This window comes from Rhodocytophaga aerolata, from assembly GCF_030503435.1.
Taxonomy (GTDB): Bacteria; Bacteroidota; Bacteroidia; order Cytophagales; family 172606-1; genus Rhodocytophaga; species Rhodocytophaga aerolata.
This window is the reverse complement of record NZ_JAUKPO010000018.1, coordinates 52,072-72,159: the sequence shown is the minus strand read 5'-3', so window position 1 is coordinate 72,159 and position 20,088 is coordinate 52,072. Positions and strand designations below refer to the sequence as shown.

At 42.5% G+C, this 20,088-nt stretch carries 15 protein-coding genes; 6 read left to right on the top strand and 9 right to left on the bottom strand.

Annotation, left to right across the window (positions count from 1 at the left end; genetic code table 11):
• Window positions 1-7: 7 nt before the first annotated feature.
• From Q0590_RS23980 to Q0590_RS23970, 3 genes are all read right to left on the bottom strand, one after another.
• Window positions 8-3,322 (bottom strand): SusC/RagA family TonB-linked outer membrane protein, encoded by a 3,315-nt coding sequence (locus Q0590_RS23980; RefSeq protein WP_302040156.1) that lies wholly within the window; start codon window positions 3,320-3,322, stop codon window positions 8-10.
• A 132-nt stretch (window positions 3,323-3,454) separates the two neighbouring features.
• Window positions 3,455-4,483 (bottom strand): FecR family protein, encoded by a 1,029-nt coding sequence (locus tag Q0590_RS23975; protein WP_302040155.1) that lies wholly within the window; start codon window positions 4,481-4,483, stop codon window positions 3,455-3,457.
• Window positions 4,484-4,960: 477 nt separating this feature from the next.
• Window positions 4,961-5,650: an RNA polymerase sigma factor gene (locus Q0590_RS23970; RefSeq protein WP_302040154.1), complete on the bottom strand. Its 690-nt coding sequence runs from the start codon at window positions 5,648-5,650 to the stop codon at window positions 4,961-4,963.
• A gap of 1,903 nt (window positions 5,651-7,553) precedes the next feature.
• Between Q0590_RS23970 and Q0590_RS23965 the strand changes: the two genes are divergently transcribed.
• Entirely contained in the window at window positions 7,554-8,285 is a 732-nt protein-coding gene (locus Q0590_RS23965) for an acyl-CoA desaturase (protein ID WP_302040153.1), read from the top strand.
• A gap of 210 nt (window positions 8,286-8,495) precedes the next feature.
• On the opposite strand, the gene Q0590_RS23960 is transcribed toward Q0590_RS23965, so the two are convergent.
• The 3 genes from Q0590_RS23960 to Q0590_RS23950 form a co-directional block, all read right to left on the bottom strand.
• A complete protein-coding gene (locus Q0590_RS23960; protein ID WP_302040152.1) occupies window positions 8,496-8,846 on the bottom strand; it encodes a hypothetical protein in 351 nt (116 codons plus the stop codon).
• Window positions 8,847-8,985: 139 nt separating this feature from the next.
• On the bottom strand, window positions 8,986-9,624 hold the full coding sequence (locus tag Q0590_RS23955) for a response regulator (RefSeq protein WP_302040151.1): 639 nt from the start codon (window positions 9,622-9,624) through the stop codon (window positions 8,986-8,988).
• Between the two features lie 64 nt (window positions 9,625-9,688).
• On the bottom strand, window positions 9,689-11,545 hold the full coding sequence (locus tag Q0590_RS23950; protein ID WP_302040150.1) for an ATP-binding protein: 1,857 nt from the start codon (window positions 11,543-11,545) through the stop codon (window positions 9,689-9,691).
• A gap of 148 nt (window positions 11,546-11,693) precedes the next feature.
• On the opposite strand from Q0590_RS23950, the gene Q0590_RS23945 reads away from it, so the two are divergent.
• From Q0590_RS23945 to Q0590_RS23930, 4 genes are all read left to right on the top strand, one after another.
• Window positions 11,694-12,302: a collagen-like triple helix repeat-containing protein gene (locus Q0590_RS23945; protein WP_302040149.1), complete on the top strand. Its 609-nt coding sequence runs from the start codon at window positions 11,694-11,696 to the stop codon at window positions 12,300-12,302.
• Window positions 12,303-12,594: 292 nt separating this feature from the next.
• Window positions 12,595-12,858 carry an RNA recognition motif domain-containing protein gene (locus Q0590_RS23940; protein WP_302040148.1) on the top strand — a complete coding sequence of 88 codons (264 nt, stop codon included), beginning with the start codon at window positions 12,595-12,597 and terminating at the stop codon, window positions 12,856-12,858.
• 163 nt (window positions 12,859-13,021) lie between these two features.
• A complete protein-coding gene (locus Q0590_RS23935) occupies window positions 13,022-13,681 on the top strand; it encodes a hypothetical protein (RefSeq protein WP_302040147.1) in 660 nt (219 codons plus the stop codon).
• A gap of 91 nt (window positions 13,682-13,772) precedes the next feature.
• On the top strand, window positions 13,773-14,675 hold the full coding sequence (locus Q0590_RS23930; RefSeq protein ID WP_302040146.1) for an SAM-dependent methyltransferase: 903 nt from the start codon (window positions 13,773-13,775) through the stop codon (window positions 14,673-14,675).
• A gap of 185 nt (window positions 14,676-14,860) precedes the next feature.
• On the opposite strand, the gene Q0590_RS23925 is transcribed toward Q0590_RS23930, so the two are convergent.
• The 3 genes from Q0590_RS23925 to Q0590_RS23915 form a co-directional block, all read right to left on the bottom strand.
• Window positions 14,861-15,730, bottom strand: coding sequence for a transglutaminase family protein (locus tag Q0590_RS23925; protein WP_302040145.1), 870 nt, complete (start codon window positions 15,728-15,730; stop codon window positions 14,861-14,863).
• Window positions 15,731-15,936: 206 nt separating this feature from the next.
• Window positions 15,937-16,326 (bottom strand): response regulator, encoded by a 390-nt coding sequence (locus Q0590_RS23920; RefSeq protein ID WP_302040144.1) that lies wholly within the window; start codon window positions 16,324-16,326, stop codon window positions 15,937-15,939.
• Between the two features lie 396 nt (window positions 16,327-16,722).
• On the bottom strand, window positions 16,723-18,291 hold the full coding sequence (locus Q0590_RS23915) for a PAS domain-containing sensor histidine kinase (protein WP_302040143.1): 1,569 nt from the start codon (window positions 18,289-18,291) through the stop codon (window positions 16,723-16,725).
• Window positions 18,292-18,647: 356 nt separating this feature from the next.
• Here Q0590_RS23915 and Q0590_RS23910 point away from each other — a divergent pair, with 356 nt between their 5' ends.
• Window positions 18,648-19,661, top strand: a complete 1,014-nt coding sequence (locus Q0590_RS23910) for a zinc-binding alcohol dehydrogenase family protein (RefSeq protein WP_302040208.1) — start codon at window positions 18,648-18,650, stop codon at window positions 19,659-19,661.
• Window positions 19,662-20,088 lie beyond the last annotated feature (427 nt).

Below are 20,088 nucleotides of genomic sequence, written 5' to 3'. Positions count from 1 at the left end.
CGTTAGATTATAGTCCGATATTGATTCCAAGTACCCAGGATCTAATCAAAGGCCCTGATAATTCTTCCCCTGAGGCAGGTCTGTAAATTCTGTTTTCACCATTTTCTGGGTCATAGTTATTCCAGTCAGTCCAGGTTTTCAGGTTTTTTCCGCTGATATATACCCGCACATTGTCGAGTCTGATTTTATTGATAAGATTGGCAGGAAGCGAATAGGCCAGGGTTACGTCCTGCAAGCGTACATAATCTCTTTTCTCGTAAAAGCCGTATCCCAATGGATTAGGATATCCTACACTCGGCCTGTCAGTGAGCGGGTTTTCTGGTGTCCAGTAGGGTAGGTCCAGTACATTTACCCGGTCGTAGAAATTGGTTCCCGGATTGGTAACCGGGTTAGGGGTGATGCCGCCTACGCGTCCGTTGAAAAGAAAGGACAGCGTAAATCCTTTGTAAGTAAAATTATTTGTTAGCCCTACCGTAAAATCAGGCTGGCTGGTGCCCACCACCTGCCGGTCGTCAGGGGTTATTTTTCCATCCCCGTTCAGGTCTTTAAATTTAAGGTAGCCTGGCTTTGCGGCAGGATCTATAGAGAAATCTTCGCCTTCCTGCCAGATGCCGTCATACACATAGTCGTAGTGCGAAAAGAGCGGCTCCCCGATAAACCTGCGGCTGGCAATGTCATCTTCTTTTCCGTTGAGTTCAAGAATCTCATTGCGGTTTAAGGTATAAACCACTGAACTTGCCCATTGAAATCCTTTTGTATCCAGGTTAGCAGTATTCAAAGTCAGTTCAATACCCTTGTTATTCATTTTACCAACATTGGCAAAAAACTGGTTGTAGCCGTTTACATTCGGAATGGTAAGTTGCAGGAGCAAATCGGAGGTGTTGCGGGTATATACGTCAACAGAACCATTAATGCGGCCTTTGAAGAAACCAAAATCCAGGCCCAGGTTGGAAGACAGGGTAGTTTCCCAGCCAAGCAGAGGATTGGGAAATGAAGTAGGATTCAGCCCGGTAGCCGGTACACCACCATCTCCGAATACATAGTATACCGGACTTACATTGCTTAAGGTAGCGTAAGGGTCTACGCCCCGGTTGCCATTTTTTCCATAGGAAAAGCGCAGTTTCAGCAGGTCGAGCCAGGTAACAGGTGCTAAAAAGTTTTCGTTGGAGAGTACCCAGCTGGCACCCATGGAAGGAAATACGCCATATTTTTTGCCATCGCCAAAGGCAGAGAAACCATCGCGGCGCACGGTAAAGTTAAGCATATATTTTTCGCGGTAGCGGTAGCCCAGTCTGGCCATGCTTGAAACTGCTTTTGATTCGGTAGCTGTAGTAGTAATGGTTTGATTTTCGCCAATCCCCAGGCCGTTGTAAGATAAGGCATCATTGAAAATATTGTTGGCTGACAGGGAGGAGCCGTTCACGGTTGAACTCTCCACGCCATACAATAAGGTAAGGTCTATGTTGTGGCCAGAGCCGATTTCTTTGTCGTAGCGTAGAATGTTCTCGAGTAAAAAATTATAGGTTTTGCCATGCGATTTGGAACCTGAGCCTAAGGTATTAAAGCCTTCTTTATTATAGGAAGGCGCATAGTTGAATACTTCACTCTGCAACAGCGTATTTCCATTGCGTATCCGGTAGGTTAAGCCTTTTAGTGGAAGTTTTACATCTGCGTAAATATTGCTGAACAGGTTATAGCGCACATCGCGGTTATCGTTATGCAGGGTGTTGAATAGCGGATTTACACCTAAGCCGTCGTTCATGGGCAAGCGCCTGGGAGAGCCATCCTCAAAATACAAATCACTAAAAGGGCTGAGCAGATTTGCATACCCATATTCAGCGGCAATACCAGAGTAATCTTTTACAGAAAAGCCGGTATTAGTTCCTACAGTTAGCCAGTCGGTAATGTTTACATCCAGGTTTAGGCGGCTGGACAAGCGGCTGAACTCATCCCCATAGAGTGGAGATTTCTGATCTACATAGGAGCCCGACAAATAATAGGTAACCCGGTTGGTTTTACCGGATATACTCAGTTCGTGGCTTTGAACCGGGGCATCCTGTTTAATGGCATCCCATACATCTATGGTACGTCCGGCATCATAGTTTGCCTGTTCCAGGGGGTTGAGTTGGGTAAGGTCCCTGCCGGTAAAGGCGCTGGCATCCTGTTTCAATTGCAAATACCGCTCCGGCCCCATCATTTTCGGAACACTGGCAAAATCCGACATGCCGTAATAGGCACTATAGGTGAGTTTGGGGCGGTCGCCTTTGCCCTTTTTGGTGGTGATCATAATCACGCCATTTGATGCCCGGGAACCGTAGATGGCGGCAGAACTTCCATCTTTGAGTATATCAATAGATTCAATGTCATTCGAATTAATGTCGGACAAACCTCCATAATAGGGAATGCCATCCAATACGATCAGCGGGGCATTGCTGCCACTGATGGAAGAAAAACCACGGATCACAATGCTGCCATCGGCACCAGCCCGGCCATTATCGGTAACCTGAACCCCGGCCAGGGAGCCGCGTAACGATTGCACTAGATTTACGTTGGGCTGCATGGCTACATTTTCCATTTTTACAGAGGCCACCGATCCGGTCAGGTCTATTTTCCGGGATGTACCATACCCGACTACCACTACTTCTTCCAGGGATTTAATATCCGGACTTAAGGTAATATTAATCTCATTCTGGTTGCCAATGGCTACTTCTTGCGAAAGATAGCCTATATAAGAAAAGATAAGCGTGCCATTTTCTTCCGGGATATTCAGGCTGTAATTCCCCTCCGCATCAGTAGCCGTTCCGGTGGTAGTGCCTTTTAGTACGATGCTTACGCCGGGAATGCCTTGCTTTTGTTCGTCAATTACCCTGCCTGTTATGGTACGGGCATTCCGCTGGGCTTTTAAAGATGGAGCAGCTGTATTGCGGGAAGAGAGGGAATCCGTTTTGTCTCTGCCAGGCATATTCTCCTCTACCGGCCGTACCACATAGAAGCCTTCCTTAATTTTTTTGAACGTTAGTTTACTTCCTTTGAGTACGTCGGTTAAGGCTTCTTCCACGGAAGTATAAGTACTGACTTGCCCCGCCGTCTTGCCATGCAACAGCTGGTCACGGGCGATAATAGATATCTTATATTTTTGCTCCAGCTGGGAAAGGGCACGTTTCAGCGACTGGCCTGCTTGCTGTAGATTTTGCAGGTGAGTAGCTGTTTCCGGTGTGTGGAGGGCCATGGACTGACTCTGGGCAAAGGCATACCCTGGCGGCAGCCCCAGCAGCAACAGGCCTATGCTTTGAGCCAGAAAATAGGTAATGTGTTTCTTCATAGATGTATGGATTAAAAAAGACAATACAAGCCTGGGAGCCGTTTACAGCAGCTCTTCGATTTTACAGGAAGCGTATGGAATTAATGTATAATCAGGGTAGTATGCGATACAACTGCGTATACTACGGTTGTTTTACTTGTTTTTTATAACCACCCGGTTTCCGGTTTTGGTGACACTTACATCAAGCGACTGGGAAATCCCTGACAGAAAATCATGTATATCCCGTGTGGGCATAGATCCCCACATTTTATGCGTTACTAAGGAGGGTTCCCTTATTTCCACCTGTACCCCATAGATTTCTTCCATCAGTATAATCACTTCTGAAAGTGGCGTACCATCAAATATAAGTTTATGCTCCTTCCAGGAAGCGTACGTAGCCGGATCTACTGTCTTTTTGGTGTATTTGTTTGAAGTAGTTACCACTTCTACCAGTTCCCCTGGCTTCATTACCAGAGAAGCCTCATTTTTCAGATTTAATTTTACTTTACCGGAAGCAAGCATTACCTTGGTTTTACCCCGGCGTTTCGCCACATCAAACTCCGTACCCAGCACTTCTACTGTACTCGATTCATCCACATGTACCAAAAACTTCTGGTGATTAGCTGTATGTACGACCGAAAAATAAGCTTCTCCGGTAATCCATACTTCGCGGCTCTCATCTGTTGACCAGTTGGGAGACATCCTGAGGGTAGAGTTGGCATTGAGTATAGCCGTAGAGCCATCGGGCAGTTGCACCGTTTTAATTTCTCCATACGCCGTCTGGTGCTCCACTTTCCGGTAGGCGTTGATTACAAAAAAGACGAGGGTAGCTACGATCAACAAGGTAAGTACGGCAGCCATCTTTTGCCAGCTTCGCCAGTTATAAAAGGTTCGTACTTTTTCACTTGAATCCGGTTGCCTCTTCCTTGCCGTCTGTACCGTATTCTGGTCTATAGCATGCCAGATCTGCTGAAAATCTTCTTCTGGCAGTTCATAGCTAGCAAACTTCACCGAGCGGATAATCTGGCGTGCTTCCGTGATGGCTTGTTTTTGCATAGGATGCAGCATCAGATATTCTTCCCAATACTGGTCTAGGGCGTCGTCTGGCTGCAGAACCCACTGCTGAAAGTGTTCATCTGCTGCAAAATCTTCTGCCGAAAAGTGTTTGTACTGGTAGTGCATGGGAATAAACCGGGTTGATGCTGATGGGTAGAAGCTGATTGTTGATTAATAACTAATGTTAAAGAGTGAGGGACAGGAAAAAACTCACCACTTTTTTTAAAGTTTTTTTTCAGGGATAACACTATATTTTATAGGAACTAGAAGGAAAGATATAATTCAGCTTTACAAACACAAATATTACTTAGCTTGTAAAAGTCTCATCGTCAGACACAAATTAGCAAGAATATATACACCGATACGGTTTGTTATATAAGATTTTCCTAATAAAATTAGATTCACTTTTTTTCTTTTACCCATATCCTGTAGCACTTTGTTAGCCTACTTTTATTATTATCTGCTCTGAGGGTAAACAATGGTTCGTATTACCAACATGGGTAAAAAAGAGAAAGTAATTATCCGGCCATGTTTGATAAAATAAGGAAGAGGCGGAAGAAATTGGAGAGAAGTAGAATGTCAAACAACTGCCATACCCTTCTTTCAGGAACATGCCAGAAGCAGCAGGCCTAAAAAAGCTTGACCTTTCAGGGCTTCTTTTAAGACATGAAAGGCTTTAGATATAAGATTATAGACGGCATTGACGGTCAGTGACAAAGTAGAGGCAATGTCTGTATAGGAAAGATTCTGGTAAAATTTTAAAAATATTACTTCTTTTTGCCGCTTGGTGAGTTGATTAAGTGCTTGTTGAATTTTCTCCTGCTGCTCGGCCTTCATTTGAGAGGAAATAAGCTGGCTCTCTAAGGAAAGTTCTATTTCAAAATCAACAGGGATGTGTTCATCGGCAGTCCAGGCAAATTTACGTTGTTGCTTAATAGCTTCCAGAATCTTCCGCCGGAAGGCTTTAAATAAATAGTGTTTTACCGAATCAATATCACTCAGGCGCTGGCGGCTGTTCCATAACTCAGTAAACAGGTCTTGCAAGCAGTCTTTGGTTAAGTTATCATCTCCGGAAATGTGGCGGCCATAGTTATACAACACCTTGGCATACTTTTCATACAAAAGTCTAAAAGCATGTTTGTCATGCTTTTTAAAGGCCTGCCATAACTTCACGTCTTCCACTTGACCAGTAGTCATCTGCTTCTGTCCATTTGCCGGATCAGCATTCACAGGTGTTTTTTCATCGGAAGAATCAAGCATACGATCTGAATAGCGGTCCACCTTAAGGCTCATATCTTTGTAAATGCTCAGGGAAACAGGTTACCTACACTTAGTTGAAATGGTAAAAATAAACTTTTCTCCTTATATAAGTAAAGAAAATATTTATAAGTTTATATATTTTATGCTTCAATTCTTTTCAGTGGAACAACTCTTTCTATTTGTAGGCCGGAGAGAAATCAGTTATACAGGTAATACATTGTTTAAATCAAACCAAATAATGGTTGCATTAACTTTCCTTTTCAATTACCTGAGCCTATAATCATGAATTATTATTGGCACCATTACTATTGACCGGATTTACCAAAGATAATTTAGATGTGTGGGAGCAGAAAGAAAAAGCCCCTACTTGTAAAAGATAGGGGCTATTGTCTGGAGGGTGTTAAATAGGCTAGCGTATTTATCCCTACTATAGGTAGTTACCTGCTTGTACTTTGCTGGTTTTCCCTATTATGTCACGCACTGTAAGTGACAGGAGTCGAACCTGTACGATACGCTTTGCGTTAAGCTCTTCCGGCTAAAGATACCGGCGCTTTGATCACTATCAGAGATAACGTTGACATAGACTTTGTTTGTTGGTCGCGCCCCGACTAGCTTTGTCTATGGCTCTACTATCTCCTCGTTGCGTCTTCCCTTTCCGCCACACTTACTTGTTTGTTGGCTACCTTTTATCTGCTGCAGCAGTTGAGATATAAAGTAAATATAGCGACTGTAAAGTAATAGCCTAAAAGTAAACCTATACGAGCTTTTTCCTCTAGTAAGATTTACCGTTTTCTTTCGCATTTTCACCTTCTAACCTGTTCTGAACAGAGGGGACTGTCTTCTTTACAAACCGGCCTGTAAACAATATGGTTAGGCTTCCTGGCTAATACGGTTGAATTTCTCTTTCTTTAAGGCAATATTCTTTCTGTAAGTTAGAAAATTTACACCACTTGCTTACGTTGTAAGCTACTTACGATACTACAGTGAAATTTTAAAACTTTGAGCAAATAGCACAACTGTAGTGGACGAAATAATTACTAGAAGGAGAGTTAAAATTCAGTTCCCTAGATCTCCTTTTGTGCCGGCCTTGAACCAAAAAGGGATTGCAAAATTTACCCTTTTCTATACACTCCAAAATTCAGTTGATCGATCTTATATCAGATAAGGATATTAAATTCAAACACGTTGATTAGGTTCTCTATAAAATGAAACAAGTAAATAAACCTGCTTTGTAAAAATACTTGGGTTGGTTAGGCAAAATCCACTAATTTATTAATATCTGGACACTACTACCGGGCAATTACTACAGTTGGCCACTCCTCACGCCCCCTGCAGCGCAAAGCCGTAACACATGAATTAGGCAGGGTATACCTTTAGAGCTATACGTACAAACCAACCCTAAATTAAAAGGTATGACAGAAGTAAGCAATTTTATAAAATTGCCCATTCCTATCGGGTAATACAGTAAAAGCTCCTCACAGCTACATTTCAGGTAAACCTATAAAAAGACAAGAAACTATTGATTTCTAATCCGGTAGCCAATAGCAGTAAAAAGCAAAATAGTTATAGATTAATTCTAAGGCAAGCAGGTCAAACGAACTTTACTAGCTGGTGCTGGCAACAAATCTATGCGTTAATTACGTAAAAGAGAGAAATCGGTTTGTATCAATACTCATCTTCATATTATCAGTATTTATACGTAAACTAGCATTAAATTTAAAAGCGTTAGTGATTTACACCTTATACCGCCTCATGATTCTTCGTTAAAAAAGGAAGTAGACGCCAGAAAGTCAGTACACACGCACCAATAGTTACTAATAAATCCACGTTGCCGCCATTAATATATAACCATCGGAAACATGTAAAGTACATGCCCCTCTTATGAACTATGAATTGACAAAGCATAAGGGGTATACTGTTTTATTTACATATTTTTATGGCTATCATCTTTTTATTAATTATTCACTGGTACAGTTCTCTTTTTTTTCAGTCTGTTTTTCACCACCGCTATGCTGCCCATGCCATGTTTTCTATGACAAAAGGGTGGGAGAAAGCCTTTTACATCGGCTGCTATTTAACTCAAGGCTCCTCTTACATAAGTGCTTATGCGTATGCCATTCTACACCGCTTGCATCATGCACATACCGATACCAAAGATGATCCTCACTCTCCGGGCAACTCAAGCAATGTGTTTACCATGATGTGGCAAACCCGTAACAACTATTTTAATATTTATTCTGGCAAAACAAACGTAGAAGAAAAGTACAAAACCGGCTTACCCCGCTGGGATGCATTTGATAAAATTGCACATAGTCCTATTTCCAGAGTTGCCTGGTGCGGCTTTTATGTATTTTTATATTATTTGCTTGCTCCATCGGGGTGGTACTACTTGTTGTTGCCGCTTCATTTTGGAATGGGTGCTATCCAGGGAGCTGTTGTTAACTGGTTAGCTCATGTGGTAGGCTATGTTAATTTTAAGGTAAATAACACCTCTAAAAACCTTATTCCGCTTGACTTTATATTCTGGGGGGAAGCCTATCATAATAACCACCATAAATTTCCTTCGCGCCCTAATAACTCGGTTAAGTGGTTTGAGGTGGATGCCGGATATCTGGCGATGAAATTGTTGAATCAATTGAAGATTATCAAATTAAGGACACAAAAGTGATCCGGGTTTAAAGTCTGGATACGCATATGTTTTGCCTTTTGCCGATATCCTTGAACCCTCAAAATAGCTAACAAATGATTGTGGCAGTTTTGATTTTTGGCGTGTTTCTAACCTGGCGATAAACAAAAGATTCTAGTTCGGACTGTTTCTAGCATAAAAAAACCACTGGAATGTGATGCTATTCCAGTGGTTGAAAGGTAAAAGCGCAACTTACCGCCTAAAAGGATGCTTATAATTAGCAGGTGAGTTCATATTGTTGAATTTCTCTTTGTAGGGAGTAACTGGTATTACTGCACCTGATGGTTGCCTTTGTATAGGGGCTCCCTGGATTTTATAGTTTCTTTGTACTTTGTCTATTGCCGGCATTGGCCTGATGTATTCAATAGTAATCAGTTGGTCCAGTTGATGCTTTTTGGCTATTGCTGCCTTATTCGGGTGCTTATAATTGTGAACCGAATAACTTGGATCATACTTATATTTAAAAACCACCGGTGACTGAGCCTGCATGGTATGAGCGGTAAAAACCAAAAAAAGTACTACTATAAATGCTTGAAGTTTCATGATATATCGGGTTTGTATTTTACATAATTGAACTATGCAAAGATACTTACTCTAAATACCAATGTAAATACCGATATTTTTGTATTTTTTTATGGAGGTTTCTACGTATACGTCTATGGGTATTTCTACCTATATATGCCTACTCTAGTAGTCCCTTATCTATCGCTTTCCTAACCAGATCGGCTGTATTGACGGCCTGCATTTTCTTGAGCACATTCACCCGGTGCTTTTCCACAGTGCGGATGCTGATGAACAGTTCACTGGCAATCTGATTGTTGCTCATGCCGTGGCATATCAGCTTGAGCACTTCCAGTTCCCGGGGAGTGAGGGCTTCTTGCTCAGGCTCGGTTTTAGAAAGGCTGTCCATGATAATTCCCGCTACGGTTTGCGTATAGTATTTGCCTCCATTTACCACTGTCATAATGGCTTTTTGTAATTCCTGAGGCTCCACATTTTTTAATAAATAAGCATGGGCTCCGCTGTTCATACTCTTTAAAATGTATTCAGGCTCTTCGTGCATGGTCAGCACAATTAATTTAAGGTTGGGATACAACCCGCTAAGCTTTTTCAATGCCTCTAATCCATTGAGATGCGGCATAGAAATATCTACAAGCGCCAGGGTTGGGTGAAGTTGATCGATGAGCTTCATTAATTGCAGGCCGTCTTCTGCTTCGGCTATTACCTGAAAGTCTGGTATTTTATGGAGTACTGTTTTCAGGCCATCTCTCACCAGCGGATGGTCATCGGCGATAATGATACGTATCGGGTTTTCTGTCATAGGTGGAGGACTAAGTAGTAATAAATAGTGAGTTATAAACCTATAATCAAAGTAATTGGTATTGCTACTGCGGTACTGATACGGTAATGGTTGTTCCAGCGCCTGCTCGGGTGTTTAACCCAAAAGTACCTCCCAGCAAATAGGTGCGTTCACGCATATTTCCGATTCCGTGTGTTTCATGTGTCGTGCGTTGTTGATAGGCTTCCCAGTCAAAGCCAATTCCGTTGTCGCGAATCCGCAATTGTACCTGATCCGGTTCGCAATCTACGATAATATCAAGTTGGGTGGCCTGGGCATATTTTACTGCATTATGAATACTTTCCTGGGTAATCCGGTAGAGGCTAATACTGACTTCCTGGGAAAGGGGGGGTGAATCAGGATGGGTATCAAAACTAAAATTCACCTTCAGTCTAGAAGCTTGGGCGGTGCGGGTGCATAAAGATTTCAAGGCTGCCTCTAATCCAAAATCCTGCAGCACGCTGGGCATAAGGTTGTGTGAAATACGCCGTACCTCCACAATGGTTTCCTCCAGAATAGCTTTGATTTCACTGCGTACTTTCTCCTGGCCATCAAGCGTGTTGAGTTTGAATTGTATGGCTGTGAGCAGTTGCCCGATTCCATCATGTAACTCTCTGGAAATGCGGCGCCGTTCGTTTTCTTCTCCTTCCAGTAAGGCCGATGTACGTTGCCGGTTTAAAATTAACTCTCTTTGCTGACTGCTTTGCAGCTTTTCGCGCATCTGTAGCAGCGCATTCCCCATGTAGTCTTCGTTGCTTAAGGGTTCATAAGTTGAGGCTAACTGCCCGTTTCCTATTTCGCTGGCAAAAGCAGCCGTACGTTGCAGGCCAAGAATCAGCTGATTCATGGCGCCTTTCATCTGGCCAATTTCGTCCTTACTGGTAATTATTAAGGGTTCCTTGGGCCATATCCCTCTGGAAAGCTGTAAGACTACCTGCCTAAGTTCGCGGATACGCGCAGATAAAGGTACAGAAACAAACCAGGTAAGCAGGGCAATAACAACGCATACGCCAAGGCCAATGCCAACCATAATGGTACGCATCCGAAAAACCGGCTGCATGGCTTCTTCCAGGTCAATTTCCGAAATAATAACCCAAGGTAATCCAGGGATCTGTAACGGCTGGTAGGCACTCAGCACTGGAACACCGCGGTAATCTGCCAGAATATGGTCTGTCGTCTGATTGGTGAATGCATTCTGGGTAGCCAATGTACGTACTTCCATGTCATGGGGAGCGGCCTCTGGAAAGAATCTGGAGTGGGAACGCATGCGAAAGTCTGCCCCTACCACATACGATTCACCGGTTTGTCCGATACCATCCCTAAGGTGCAAGACGTATTCCATAGGCCCATCCGGAAGCCTCATTAACAGGATACCTGTTGTTTGCCCAGATGCATTTTTAACCGGGGCAGAGGTAAACAGTAAGTATTCTCCATCTACCAGTATCTCGCCAGGATGCGAGTTAGCCAGGGTATTGGTTACTAATTGGCGTATTTCTGTAAACTTGGCTGAAGTATCAGCAGGAAACTGAAATGACTGTGTCTGCTGATACAACAGATGAAGGCTGGTATCGAGTAAAATCAAATCCTGGTAGGCAAATTCCTGCTGAAGCAAAGAGAACATCCGGTTGGTTGCAGCCGTATCTCTGGAAGCTTGAGGGGCCACCGTTAGTTCTAACAGAGGCGAATTGCGAGCCAGCAATTGGGTGCTCTGCTGCATTCCTTCAAAATAATCTTCTATATAGATTTTTTTTAGATGATTGATGGAAGACAGTTGGGCTACGGTACGTTCGATCAATGCATCCTTGGAAGAGTGGTAGAACAAATAAGCTACCAGCAGCAAAGTGCATATTCCGATAAAAAGATGGGAAAACAGAAGTTTTTGAAAAATGGAAAGATTCTTCACTCAACAAAGATAAACATATTTCCATGCGCATTCAATGGTGCAAAAACTTACTTAAAATCATCCGAGTAAGGCTATCCTGTTACTTTTGGCTCTCTCTTTGATATGGCTTATGATAAACTAACTTATCACTCAAAAAGCTTGATACTCTATGAAAAAATATTCCTTAAAATTATTTGTATGGATCTTACTGGCCGGTATCTTATGGAGTTGCAAAGGAGAGCCTGGCCTGCCTGGGCCTGCAGGTGCGCCAGGACCTACCGGACCCCGTGGACCGGCCGGCCCTCAAACCGTAGCACTGATGTATGAACGGGTGTTTGATTTGAATGTAGAGAATAAGTGGGAAATGATTTATACTTTTCCGGAGGAAGATGAAATTTACTTGGAAGATGTAGCCCTGGTATATGTGTTATGGGATCAGATAGAAACAGATAATGAGCCTTTAGATGTCTGGCGGATGATGCCGGTGACTGAGTTTAATTCGAAAGGCATCCTGAATATGAATTTTGATTTTTCCGCAGAAGATGTCCGGATTTTCCTGGAAGCATCTTACCCTTTGGATGCCCAGACTGAGTTTACAGATGTGGTTGCCCGGATTGTAATTGTACCTGCCGATGATTCGCCGAATGGGCGGAAAGCTTCCATCAATTATGAAAACTTTGAAGAAGTAAAAACGGCCTTGGGCTTAAAAGAGGCCAAACGGGTAAAAGGAAAACCTTTCAGGCAGATGCTCAGAGAAGCCCAGATTGTAAAGAAATAAGCGGGTGTAGCCGGAACTTCAGTGGCTACTTATGCATACCTTTTTCAGGCGTATACGAGAAATTGCCAGAGCTGCTGCATAGAAATACTGTAACAGCAACAGCCCGTGCCGGGCAATGGTAAGAAATAAAAAGGGGGTAAGCGTAGCTTTACGTGTTTATAATGTGTAGCTTTAAAGCAAGGACTACTGTGTATAAACACGCATCTGCTTTGTAACCCCCTTCTACATTCCAGCGCTTTGTTGTCCATTGATCAGTAAAAGATTGAACCTGCAGGGATAATATGTTGGAGTTATGGATATTCATATAGGTAATTTTGATACAAAGGTAACGGAAAAGGAGCTATTGGAGCTTTTTGGCGCTTACGGAGAAATACATTCGTTAAGAATCCAGAAAAATCCGCATACAGGCATTTCCAGTGGATTTGGGTATGTTTCAATGCCCAATGAAACGGAAGCATTGCAAGCTATTGGTGGTTTGAATAACTTTCGGCTGAATAATAAGCCTCTCACCGTAGGTAAAGCAAAACATATGTCTGCTATCCGTAAGATGGTCTGAGAAGCAGACAGCCGGGTAATAGCCACTCACTTCTGCCCATCTGTTTGCTGGGTTGCCTGTGAACATTCCTGCTTCTTAGCGCTGCTTCCAGCCTGGCTACCTTAGTTTACCAAACGCCTGCCGGATAATCCGGAACAGGTTACTACTTTAGAAATAAACTGAGATGCCCAAAAAATTCAAAAGCGTGCATGCGCTGCTTACTGGTAAGTTACTCATGCAAGAGAAGTTAGCTTTGCAAACCCAAAGGCTAATGCTGGCTGCCAACCATCCGGTAGAACAAGCCAGCAGGCTTTACGAAGTAATCCTGAAATTGCCTGTCATTCCATCCACCCTGGCGCAATCGTTATATAAAGCTATCCAACAAGAGGATGCCGACGATATGAAAATAGTGTCAGCACAAATAACGTCGATTATTAAGCAGCATACTTCGGTGAAAAATGAGCTGCAGGGTACAACGTATGATGCCTATGCCCAGGCTTTTTTCGAATTAGCCATGCATTTTCAGCAAAAAATTGACATGATAAATAAGAATTATGCAGTATTGAAGTTCTACCACGTAGCTTCTGAACTGATTATATCTTGTCCTGCTTACAAAAACTTATTGTTTGTGCAACTAGCCGAAAATGCCAGCACGCCTTTTCCTTATAAAGTAAAATTTACCTTTAATGATGTTGAAAAATCAAATTTTAGTTTTGATCAGCAGAACAGGGAAAACGATGTATGGTTTGAACTAAGTTATTCAGCCGGCATTACCTATTTCAACACACACCAGATTGTAGCGTACTGGATTCCCAAACTATACGAGCAAAAATGCAAAGTATAGTTCTGCGAAGCTAGCTACGCATCCGTGCATTCATCGCATCCTTTGTTTGCGGACTATTAACACTTTTTTTTGAGAAACTCCCCCTTTTCATATGGCTACAAAACCAGACCTAGATTTTACCTATACCACCATTGATCAAATATTCCGCTTATCTATTGGCGAAATGGGAGACTATAGCGGTGCCTTTTTTAAGGGCGATTTTTCAATGAGTTTAGAAAAAGCCCAGTTGCGCAAACATCAATTTATTGCCGAATCATTAAATATTCACCGGGGAAGTAAAGTACTGGATATGGCTTGTGGGTGGGGACCTTTTCTTAACTATGTCAGAAAGCTTAAAGCCACTGGTACTGGCGTAACGTTATCTACCGGACAAGCCGCCGCTTGTAAAAAAAATGGCCTGGATGTGCATGTGATGGACTGCCGGTATATTAGCCCTGAAACATTCGGTGAGTTTGATGCAGTTACCTGCATTGGTGGACTGGAACACTTTTGTTCGGTAGAAGAATATAAGCAAGGTAAACAAGATGAAATATACACCAACTTTTTCCAGTCTGTAAGTAACCTGCTTCCGGTTGGGGGACGGTTTTATATGCAGACCATGGTATTCAGTAAAAATATGCTGCCTTTAGAGAAAATCAGTGTCGATGCCGGTAAAAATTCAGACTCGTATGTACTGGCGTTAATGATAAAAGAATTTCCTGGTTCCTGGTTGCCTTACGGCGATGGGCAGGTTATTAAAAATGCCAGCCCCTTTTTTAAACTCATTTCCAAAAGCAGCGGCCGGCTGGATTATATTGAAACCATTAAACGCTGGAGAAGAAAATTCAGGCAGTTTCATCTAAAAAAATATTATTACTATGCCTGCTTAATTCCCAGGTTCCTGACAGATAAAGAGTTCCGGCACCAGGTAGCCGTGTTTAAGGTAAGTCCCAATAAAGTTTGTTTTGAAAGAGAAACAATGGACCACTTCCGGTTTGTATTTGAGAAGATATAAATACTCACAAAAAAACAGGCCTTGCTTGCCGTGTCCACAGAACCTTTTTGATAAATGCCCCCTTGCTGAATTCTACCGGAAGATGGTTTTATTTCAACAGAATGACTATAGATAAAAGTACCATTCTTTACTGATAGACTATGAATATAGACTCAGCCATAAACTACCAAGTGGAATCCAGCCAATCATAAACGAACCAGGGTGGTAGCATAGGTGAAGCGGGTTTCGGCCTTTTCTGCTGTACCGGTAATAGGAGCAGCCCCTGCCGGTTCGGGTGTGCAGGCGAGAGGTATATGTCCTTCCCCGGCAACTAAGCCCGAGGTAGCATCCAGGCCGATCCAGCCAGCACCAGGAATATAAACTTCCGCCCAGGCATGCAACGCAGCAAAATCTTCTTCGGTGCCTGTTAATGAGTGGCCATGTGGGGCAGTCTCTGCCAGTTGCACCAGATAGCCTGATACAAAACGTGCTGCTAGCCCGATGTGCCTGAGTAGTTGCACAAGCAGCCAGGCAGAGTCGCGGCAGGAGCCGGATGCATAGTGAAGGGTTTGTTCGCAGGTTTGCACCCCTGGTTCCATCCGGACAGTATAGCTAATTTGCTTAAACACCTTCTCATTGAGCATAACCAGGAAGTCAATAATCCCCTTTTGGGAATAGTCTATAGCAGCTATCCATTGCTGTAACTGCGTGCCATTTTCCGAAATTTCCAGATATGGACCAAGGTCTTTTTTTAACTGAGCCTCATACTGAAAAGGAAAATACTGGGCATATGCATCTATAAAAAAATCAAACGGATTTATGCGGCTGATATCTGCAACAATAGCCACTTCGATAGACACTTCTTTCATGAACTCTTCAAAATCTATGCGGGATACAAAATTACCAAACGGATCTTGCTGCCAGTGGATAAGGTAGGTTTGCGGATGAATTTGAAGCGTATACGATTCAATAGGTGTACGTGTATGAGCAGCAGGCTTAAGCCGGAGAAAATGGGTAGAAAGGAGCACCGGGCGGTCATATTCGTAATGGGTGTGATGATGGATAGCAATCCGCATAGGATAAATGTTAGAAGCAGTGGTTTGTATCCGTTGGTAACATATGCCAGGGCTAAAACATTCAGCTGGTAACTTCCCTTATGGAGATTCCTATAAAAAAGCAGTCATACCCATGTCCTTAGAGATTTGTATCGTGGACTTCCCATAGCTCCAGGGTAGTGAAATAATACAGGCTCTAGTATACCTTGTTTGCAGGCAACGTTCTTTTAGTTTAAATGTGCTTTTACATGGTTCGCCACAAAACTGTCGGTTACCGGTTTTTTGATAAAGTCTACCACACATTCATACTTTTTCGCTCTTACAGCATCAAAAGGATTAGACGTAGAGGAAAGCATAACTACTTTGCATTTATCCAATACGTAGGTATCTAATGAAATATACTCCTCCAGAAAATCCCATCCGTCTTTATCTGGCATGTATTGATCTACTAAAATAAGTGATGGATATTCGCTGGCATGCTGCAGGGAATGAATGGCACTATCAACGGTGTTGAAAGGGAAAATCCTGCACAAGGGGAAGGTGTCGATCAGGCATGCACTTGTCATGTAGCGGTCGATGGCATTTGTTTCAATTACGTAAATAAATCTGGATAACATAAAAAGGAAGGTAAGAAGTATGATAAAAATAAACGGTATTCAGCAGCAGAAAAACAAATCCGGAGTGAGGCTAAAAACAGAAAAGTTTGCGTATTGAGGCAAAGAGTAACTGACGTTAGACAAAGCAAGCCGTAAGCAGCTATTTATGTGAATATACCCTTATTATCGGTAATAACCTACTAATCAGTTGTTTTTACAGAAATATCATTTTGCTAACAGTTATAGCAGGGCTGAAACACAAATGGCCAAGTAATTCTTTCTCGTTCTTCCAGAAGAACAAAAGATTTTGCAGCTATTGGCCGCAGGTTTTATGACTCAATATGCCCTGGAAAATGCATTTATTGGAAGTATCTTTCCAGATAAGTAAAGCCGCGTAACTCTGGCTTGCTTGTACTCTTAATAAGGTAGATACACTATAAATTTAGTGCCTACATCCAGGGTGCTTTCTACCTCTATTTTACCTCCGGCATTTTCTACAATTCTTTTAACAATATATAGTCCTATCCCGGTGCCTTCTACGTGCGTGTGAAAGCGTTTGAACATTGTGAAGAGTTTCTTTACGTGCTGTGGCGCCATACCAATGCCATTATCTGTTACACTCATCAACATAAAATTTTCCTCCCTTCTGGTTTCAATAACTACTACAGGCTGCCTTTCTGGAGAGTGGTACTTGATGGCATTCGATAGCAGGTTATAGATGATAGAGCGCATATTTTTAGGGGCTAGCGCAATTTTATCTGCCGCCAGTTTTTTGTGCAACACTACCTGCTTATCTTCCATAAGTTTGGCTAAGTCAGTTGTTACTTCTTCGAGTAGGTTACTTACGGAGATGATTTCTTTGGGTGTGTCTTCTTTCTGGATTTTAGCAATTTCAGTCAGGTTGGTGATGGTAGCTTTTAATCTGTTGATGGAAGCGGCAATCATAGAGAGTATTCTGTTCTGTTCGTCATCCAGGGAATAGTTAGCGGTTAATCTTTTTGTAAGGGCAATTACCAATCCTTCTATGTTCACAATGGGAGATTTCAGATCATGAGAAGCGGTATAAATAAAATTATCCAGATCGGTATTAATCAGCAGAAGTTGTTTGTTTTTTTCTGAAAGTTCCTGGGCCGCTCTTTTTCGTTCATGAATATCTGTAAAGGTGCCAACCCAATGATTGGTGTCTGGGGCGTAAATAGCTTTGCTTATGTGCCACCGGTACTCCCCATCATGCCGTCTAAGCAAGATTTCTCTTTCAAAATCTTCATGGGTGGCCATACAATGTTGCCAGTGTTCCTGCAAAGCTTCTTGTTGCGCTACCGGTACACATTCTCTGTAAATATCAGTAAAATCCTTATCAGCTGGCAGGCCAGTATACGCATACCACCGATGGTTGATATACATACTTTTTCCTGCTGTCATATACGGATTGGTGGTCCATACCAGCTGGGGCAGTGTTTCCAGCAGGCGTTCAAACTCTTTATAGGCCAGAATAACCTTATCTTTTGCTTTTAACTCCTCAATTTGTGCTTGCAGTTCTTCATTCGCACTTTGCAATTCCTCATTCACTGCTTGCAGTTCCTCGTTCATGGCTTGCAATAAGTTGTTCTTCTCCTGAATATCCGCTTCCATTTTTTTTACTGCGGTCACATTTTCACTAATCACTACTAGCCAGTCGTTATTGTACATAAAACAGCGGTTGCGCCACCATATATCCTTGCCCTCAAAGGGTAAACAAAGCTGATATTCTACAGGCGTTCGTGTGTCCAGTACTGTGTGGTATAAAGCAAGAAGTTCCGGGCTGAGCGGAAACACCTGCGAATATTTTTTTCCTTCTGCTATGCCCAGATAGCCCAACTGCTTTTGTGCCGTTGTATTTATTTGTTCGATCACCAGGTCTACCAGGTCTCCATCCTTGTTTTTAGAGGTAGATAACAGCGTGATGCCAGCCCAGGGTGATTCTAATAGCAATAGTGGTTTACTCATTGGTAAAGGTCGATAAAAAATAGAAGCTAAAAATTATATAACGCAATACACGTTACTCTATCAGTCATATACATGTACACCAACTGTAAGTAGGGTATCTATTCTACGACATCACTTGCTAATTGTTGGAGTAGGCTGCATTCTCCTCTCCAATAGCAAACAAAAGGCTACCGTTTCTTTTCGTTGCTTGCCCTACAAAAGGGATTGTGGCCGTTCGCTTGGTTGAGCTTTTGTAGGAATCATTTATTTTAACAGGTCAACTTATTTCAGGAACACAGCCTTTTTCCTTACTTTACAGAATTATAGGTACCAAGTATATTTAATTGACAGAATTAGCACAAATGGAACATAACAAAATGAAAGCTGTCGGATTTAAAACATCCCTCCCAATTTCGGAACCAGAAAGTTTTATAGAAGTTGAAACCGAAAAACCCACCCCATCCGGGCATGAATTATTGGTGAAAGTAAAAGCCATCTCCGTAAACCCGGTTGATTATAAGATCAGGCAAAATTCAGCCAAAAACACAGTGTTAGCACAACCTAAAATTATTGGTTGGGATGCTGTAGGTACAGTAGAAGCCGTTGGTGAGGCCGTAACTTTATTTAATAAGGGAGATGAAGTCTATTATGCAGGGGATATTACCAAGCAAGGCAGCAACGCAGCTTATCAGGTGATTGATGAGCGGATAGTAGGCAAAAAACCGGTTTCATTAACCATTGAAGAAGCCGCGGCCATCCCTTTAACTGCCTTAACTGCCTGGGAAATTTTCTTCGACAGAATGCGTTTATCCGCCGAAAGAGATCAAAATAAAACACTGCTGATTATTGGTGGGGCAGGAGGGGTAGGCTCCATAGCCATACAACTTGCCAAAAAACTACTAGGTATGAAAGTAATTGCTACTGCTTCCCGTTCTGAAACCATTGAATGGTGTAAAAAAATGGGAGCCGATGTAGTAGTCAACCACCGGAATCTGATAGAGGAGGTCCGGAAAGCAGGGTATCAGCAGGTAGACTACATAGTAGACTTTGTGGATACCAACTTGTACTGGGATGCCATGGCAGAACTAATTAAACCACAAGGCCACATTGCTTCCATCACTGGCAGTCCAACGCCTGTGTTGCTGAATAAATTGAAGAGTAAAAGTGTGAGCTTTTCCTGGGAATTAATGTTCACCCGTTCTACCTTTCAAACAGAAGACATGATAGAGCAACATATTATCTTGAACCGGGTAGCCGATTTGCTGGATCAGGGAGTATTACAACCTACCTTAACACAAACGCTGGAAGGATTGACAGCCGACAATTTTAAACAAGCCCATAAGCAGCTAGAGTCAGGAAGTACAATCGGTAAACTGGTTATCAGGTTTTAGCATGGAATACGTACTCATGCTGACTTTCCTGTGTATCAGTTTACAAAAGAACGTACGTTAGGCTCAAACTTTTTGTAGCATTCAGTTACTGGCAAAGAATCACTCTTAACTAGTAAAGGTAAGCTATACCTTGAGTCTGCTGCTTTTTCCCTTTCTGTATACCCGTATAAGTAGGCTTTGATAAAGTGGGGGATCGGGTGTTGCTGGATACGCCTAGTATCTACAACTTTTTGGGTGTACACAAAGATGAAAACAAGGCATTGCCAGGGAACAGTATATTGAAAGTATTCCTCGGAATTTCAAAGGAAAGTTGCCGCTTGAGAGCACGTACAAGGATGTGGCTAGGTACCTGATCCGGATATAGCACACCATCATGGTATACCTGCCGGAAAGCATGAAAGCTACCGGATTACTAAACAAAATCAGT

Excerpts from the sequence above, each read along its gene's own strand:
- Q0590_RS23980 (WP_302040156.1), bottom strand. The coding sequence starts at position 3,322 with ATGAAGAAACACATTACCTATTTTCTGGCTCAAAGCATAGGCCTGTTG.
- Q0590_RS23975 (WP_302040155.1), bottom strand. The coding sequence starts at position 4,483 with ATGCACTACCAGTACAAACACTTTTCGGCAGAAGATTTTGCAGCAGAT.
- Q0590_RS23970 (WP_302040154.1), bottom strand. The coding sequence starts at position 5,650 with ATGAGCCTTAAGGTGGACCGCTATTCAGATCGTATGCTTGATTCTTCC.
- Q0590_RS23965 (WP_302040153.1), top strand. The coding sequence starts at position 7,554 with ATGGCTATCATCTTTTTATTAATTATTCACTGGTACAGTTCTCTTTTT.
- Q0590_RS23960 (WP_302040152.1), bottom strand. The coding sequence starts at position 8,846 with ATGAAACTTCAAGCATTTATAGTAGTACTTTTTTTGGTTTTTACCGCT.
- Q0590_RS23955 (WP_302040151.1), bottom strand. The coding sequence starts at position 9,624 with ATGACAGAAAACCCGATACGTATCATTATCGCCGATGACCATCCGCTG.
- Q0590_RS23945 (WP_302040149.1), top strand. The coding sequence starts at position 11,694 with ATGAAAAAATATTCCTTAAAATTATTTGTATGGATCTTACTGGCCGGT.
- Q0590_RS23940 (WP_302040148.1), top strand. The coding sequence starts at position 12,595 with ATGGATATTCATATAGGTAATTTTGATACAAAGGTAACGGAAAAGGAG.
- Q0590_RS23935 (WP_302040147.1), top strand. The coding sequence starts at position 13,022 with ATGCCCAAAAAATTCAAAAGCGTGCATGCGCTGCTTACTGGTAAGTTA.
- Q0590_RS23930 (WP_302040146.1), top strand. The coding sequence starts at position 13,773 with ATGGCTACAAAACCAGACCTAGATTTTACCTATACCACCATTGATCAA.
- Q0590_RS23925 (WP_302040145.1), bottom strand. The coding sequence starts at position 15,730 with ATGCGGATTGCTATCCATCATCACACCCATTACGAATATGACCGCCCG.
- Q0590_RS23920 (WP_302040144.1), bottom strand. The coding sequence starts at position 16,326 with ATGTTATCCAGATTTATTTACGTAATTGAAACAAATGCCATCGACCGC.
- Q0590_RS23915 (WP_302040143.1), bottom strand. The coding sequence starts at position 18,291 with ATGAGTAAACCACTATTGCTATTAGAATCACCCTGGGCTGGCATCACG.
- Q0590_RS23910 (WP_302040208.1), top strand. The coding sequence starts at position 18,648 with ATGAAAGCTGTCGGATTTAAAACATCCCTCCCAATTTCGGAACCAGAA.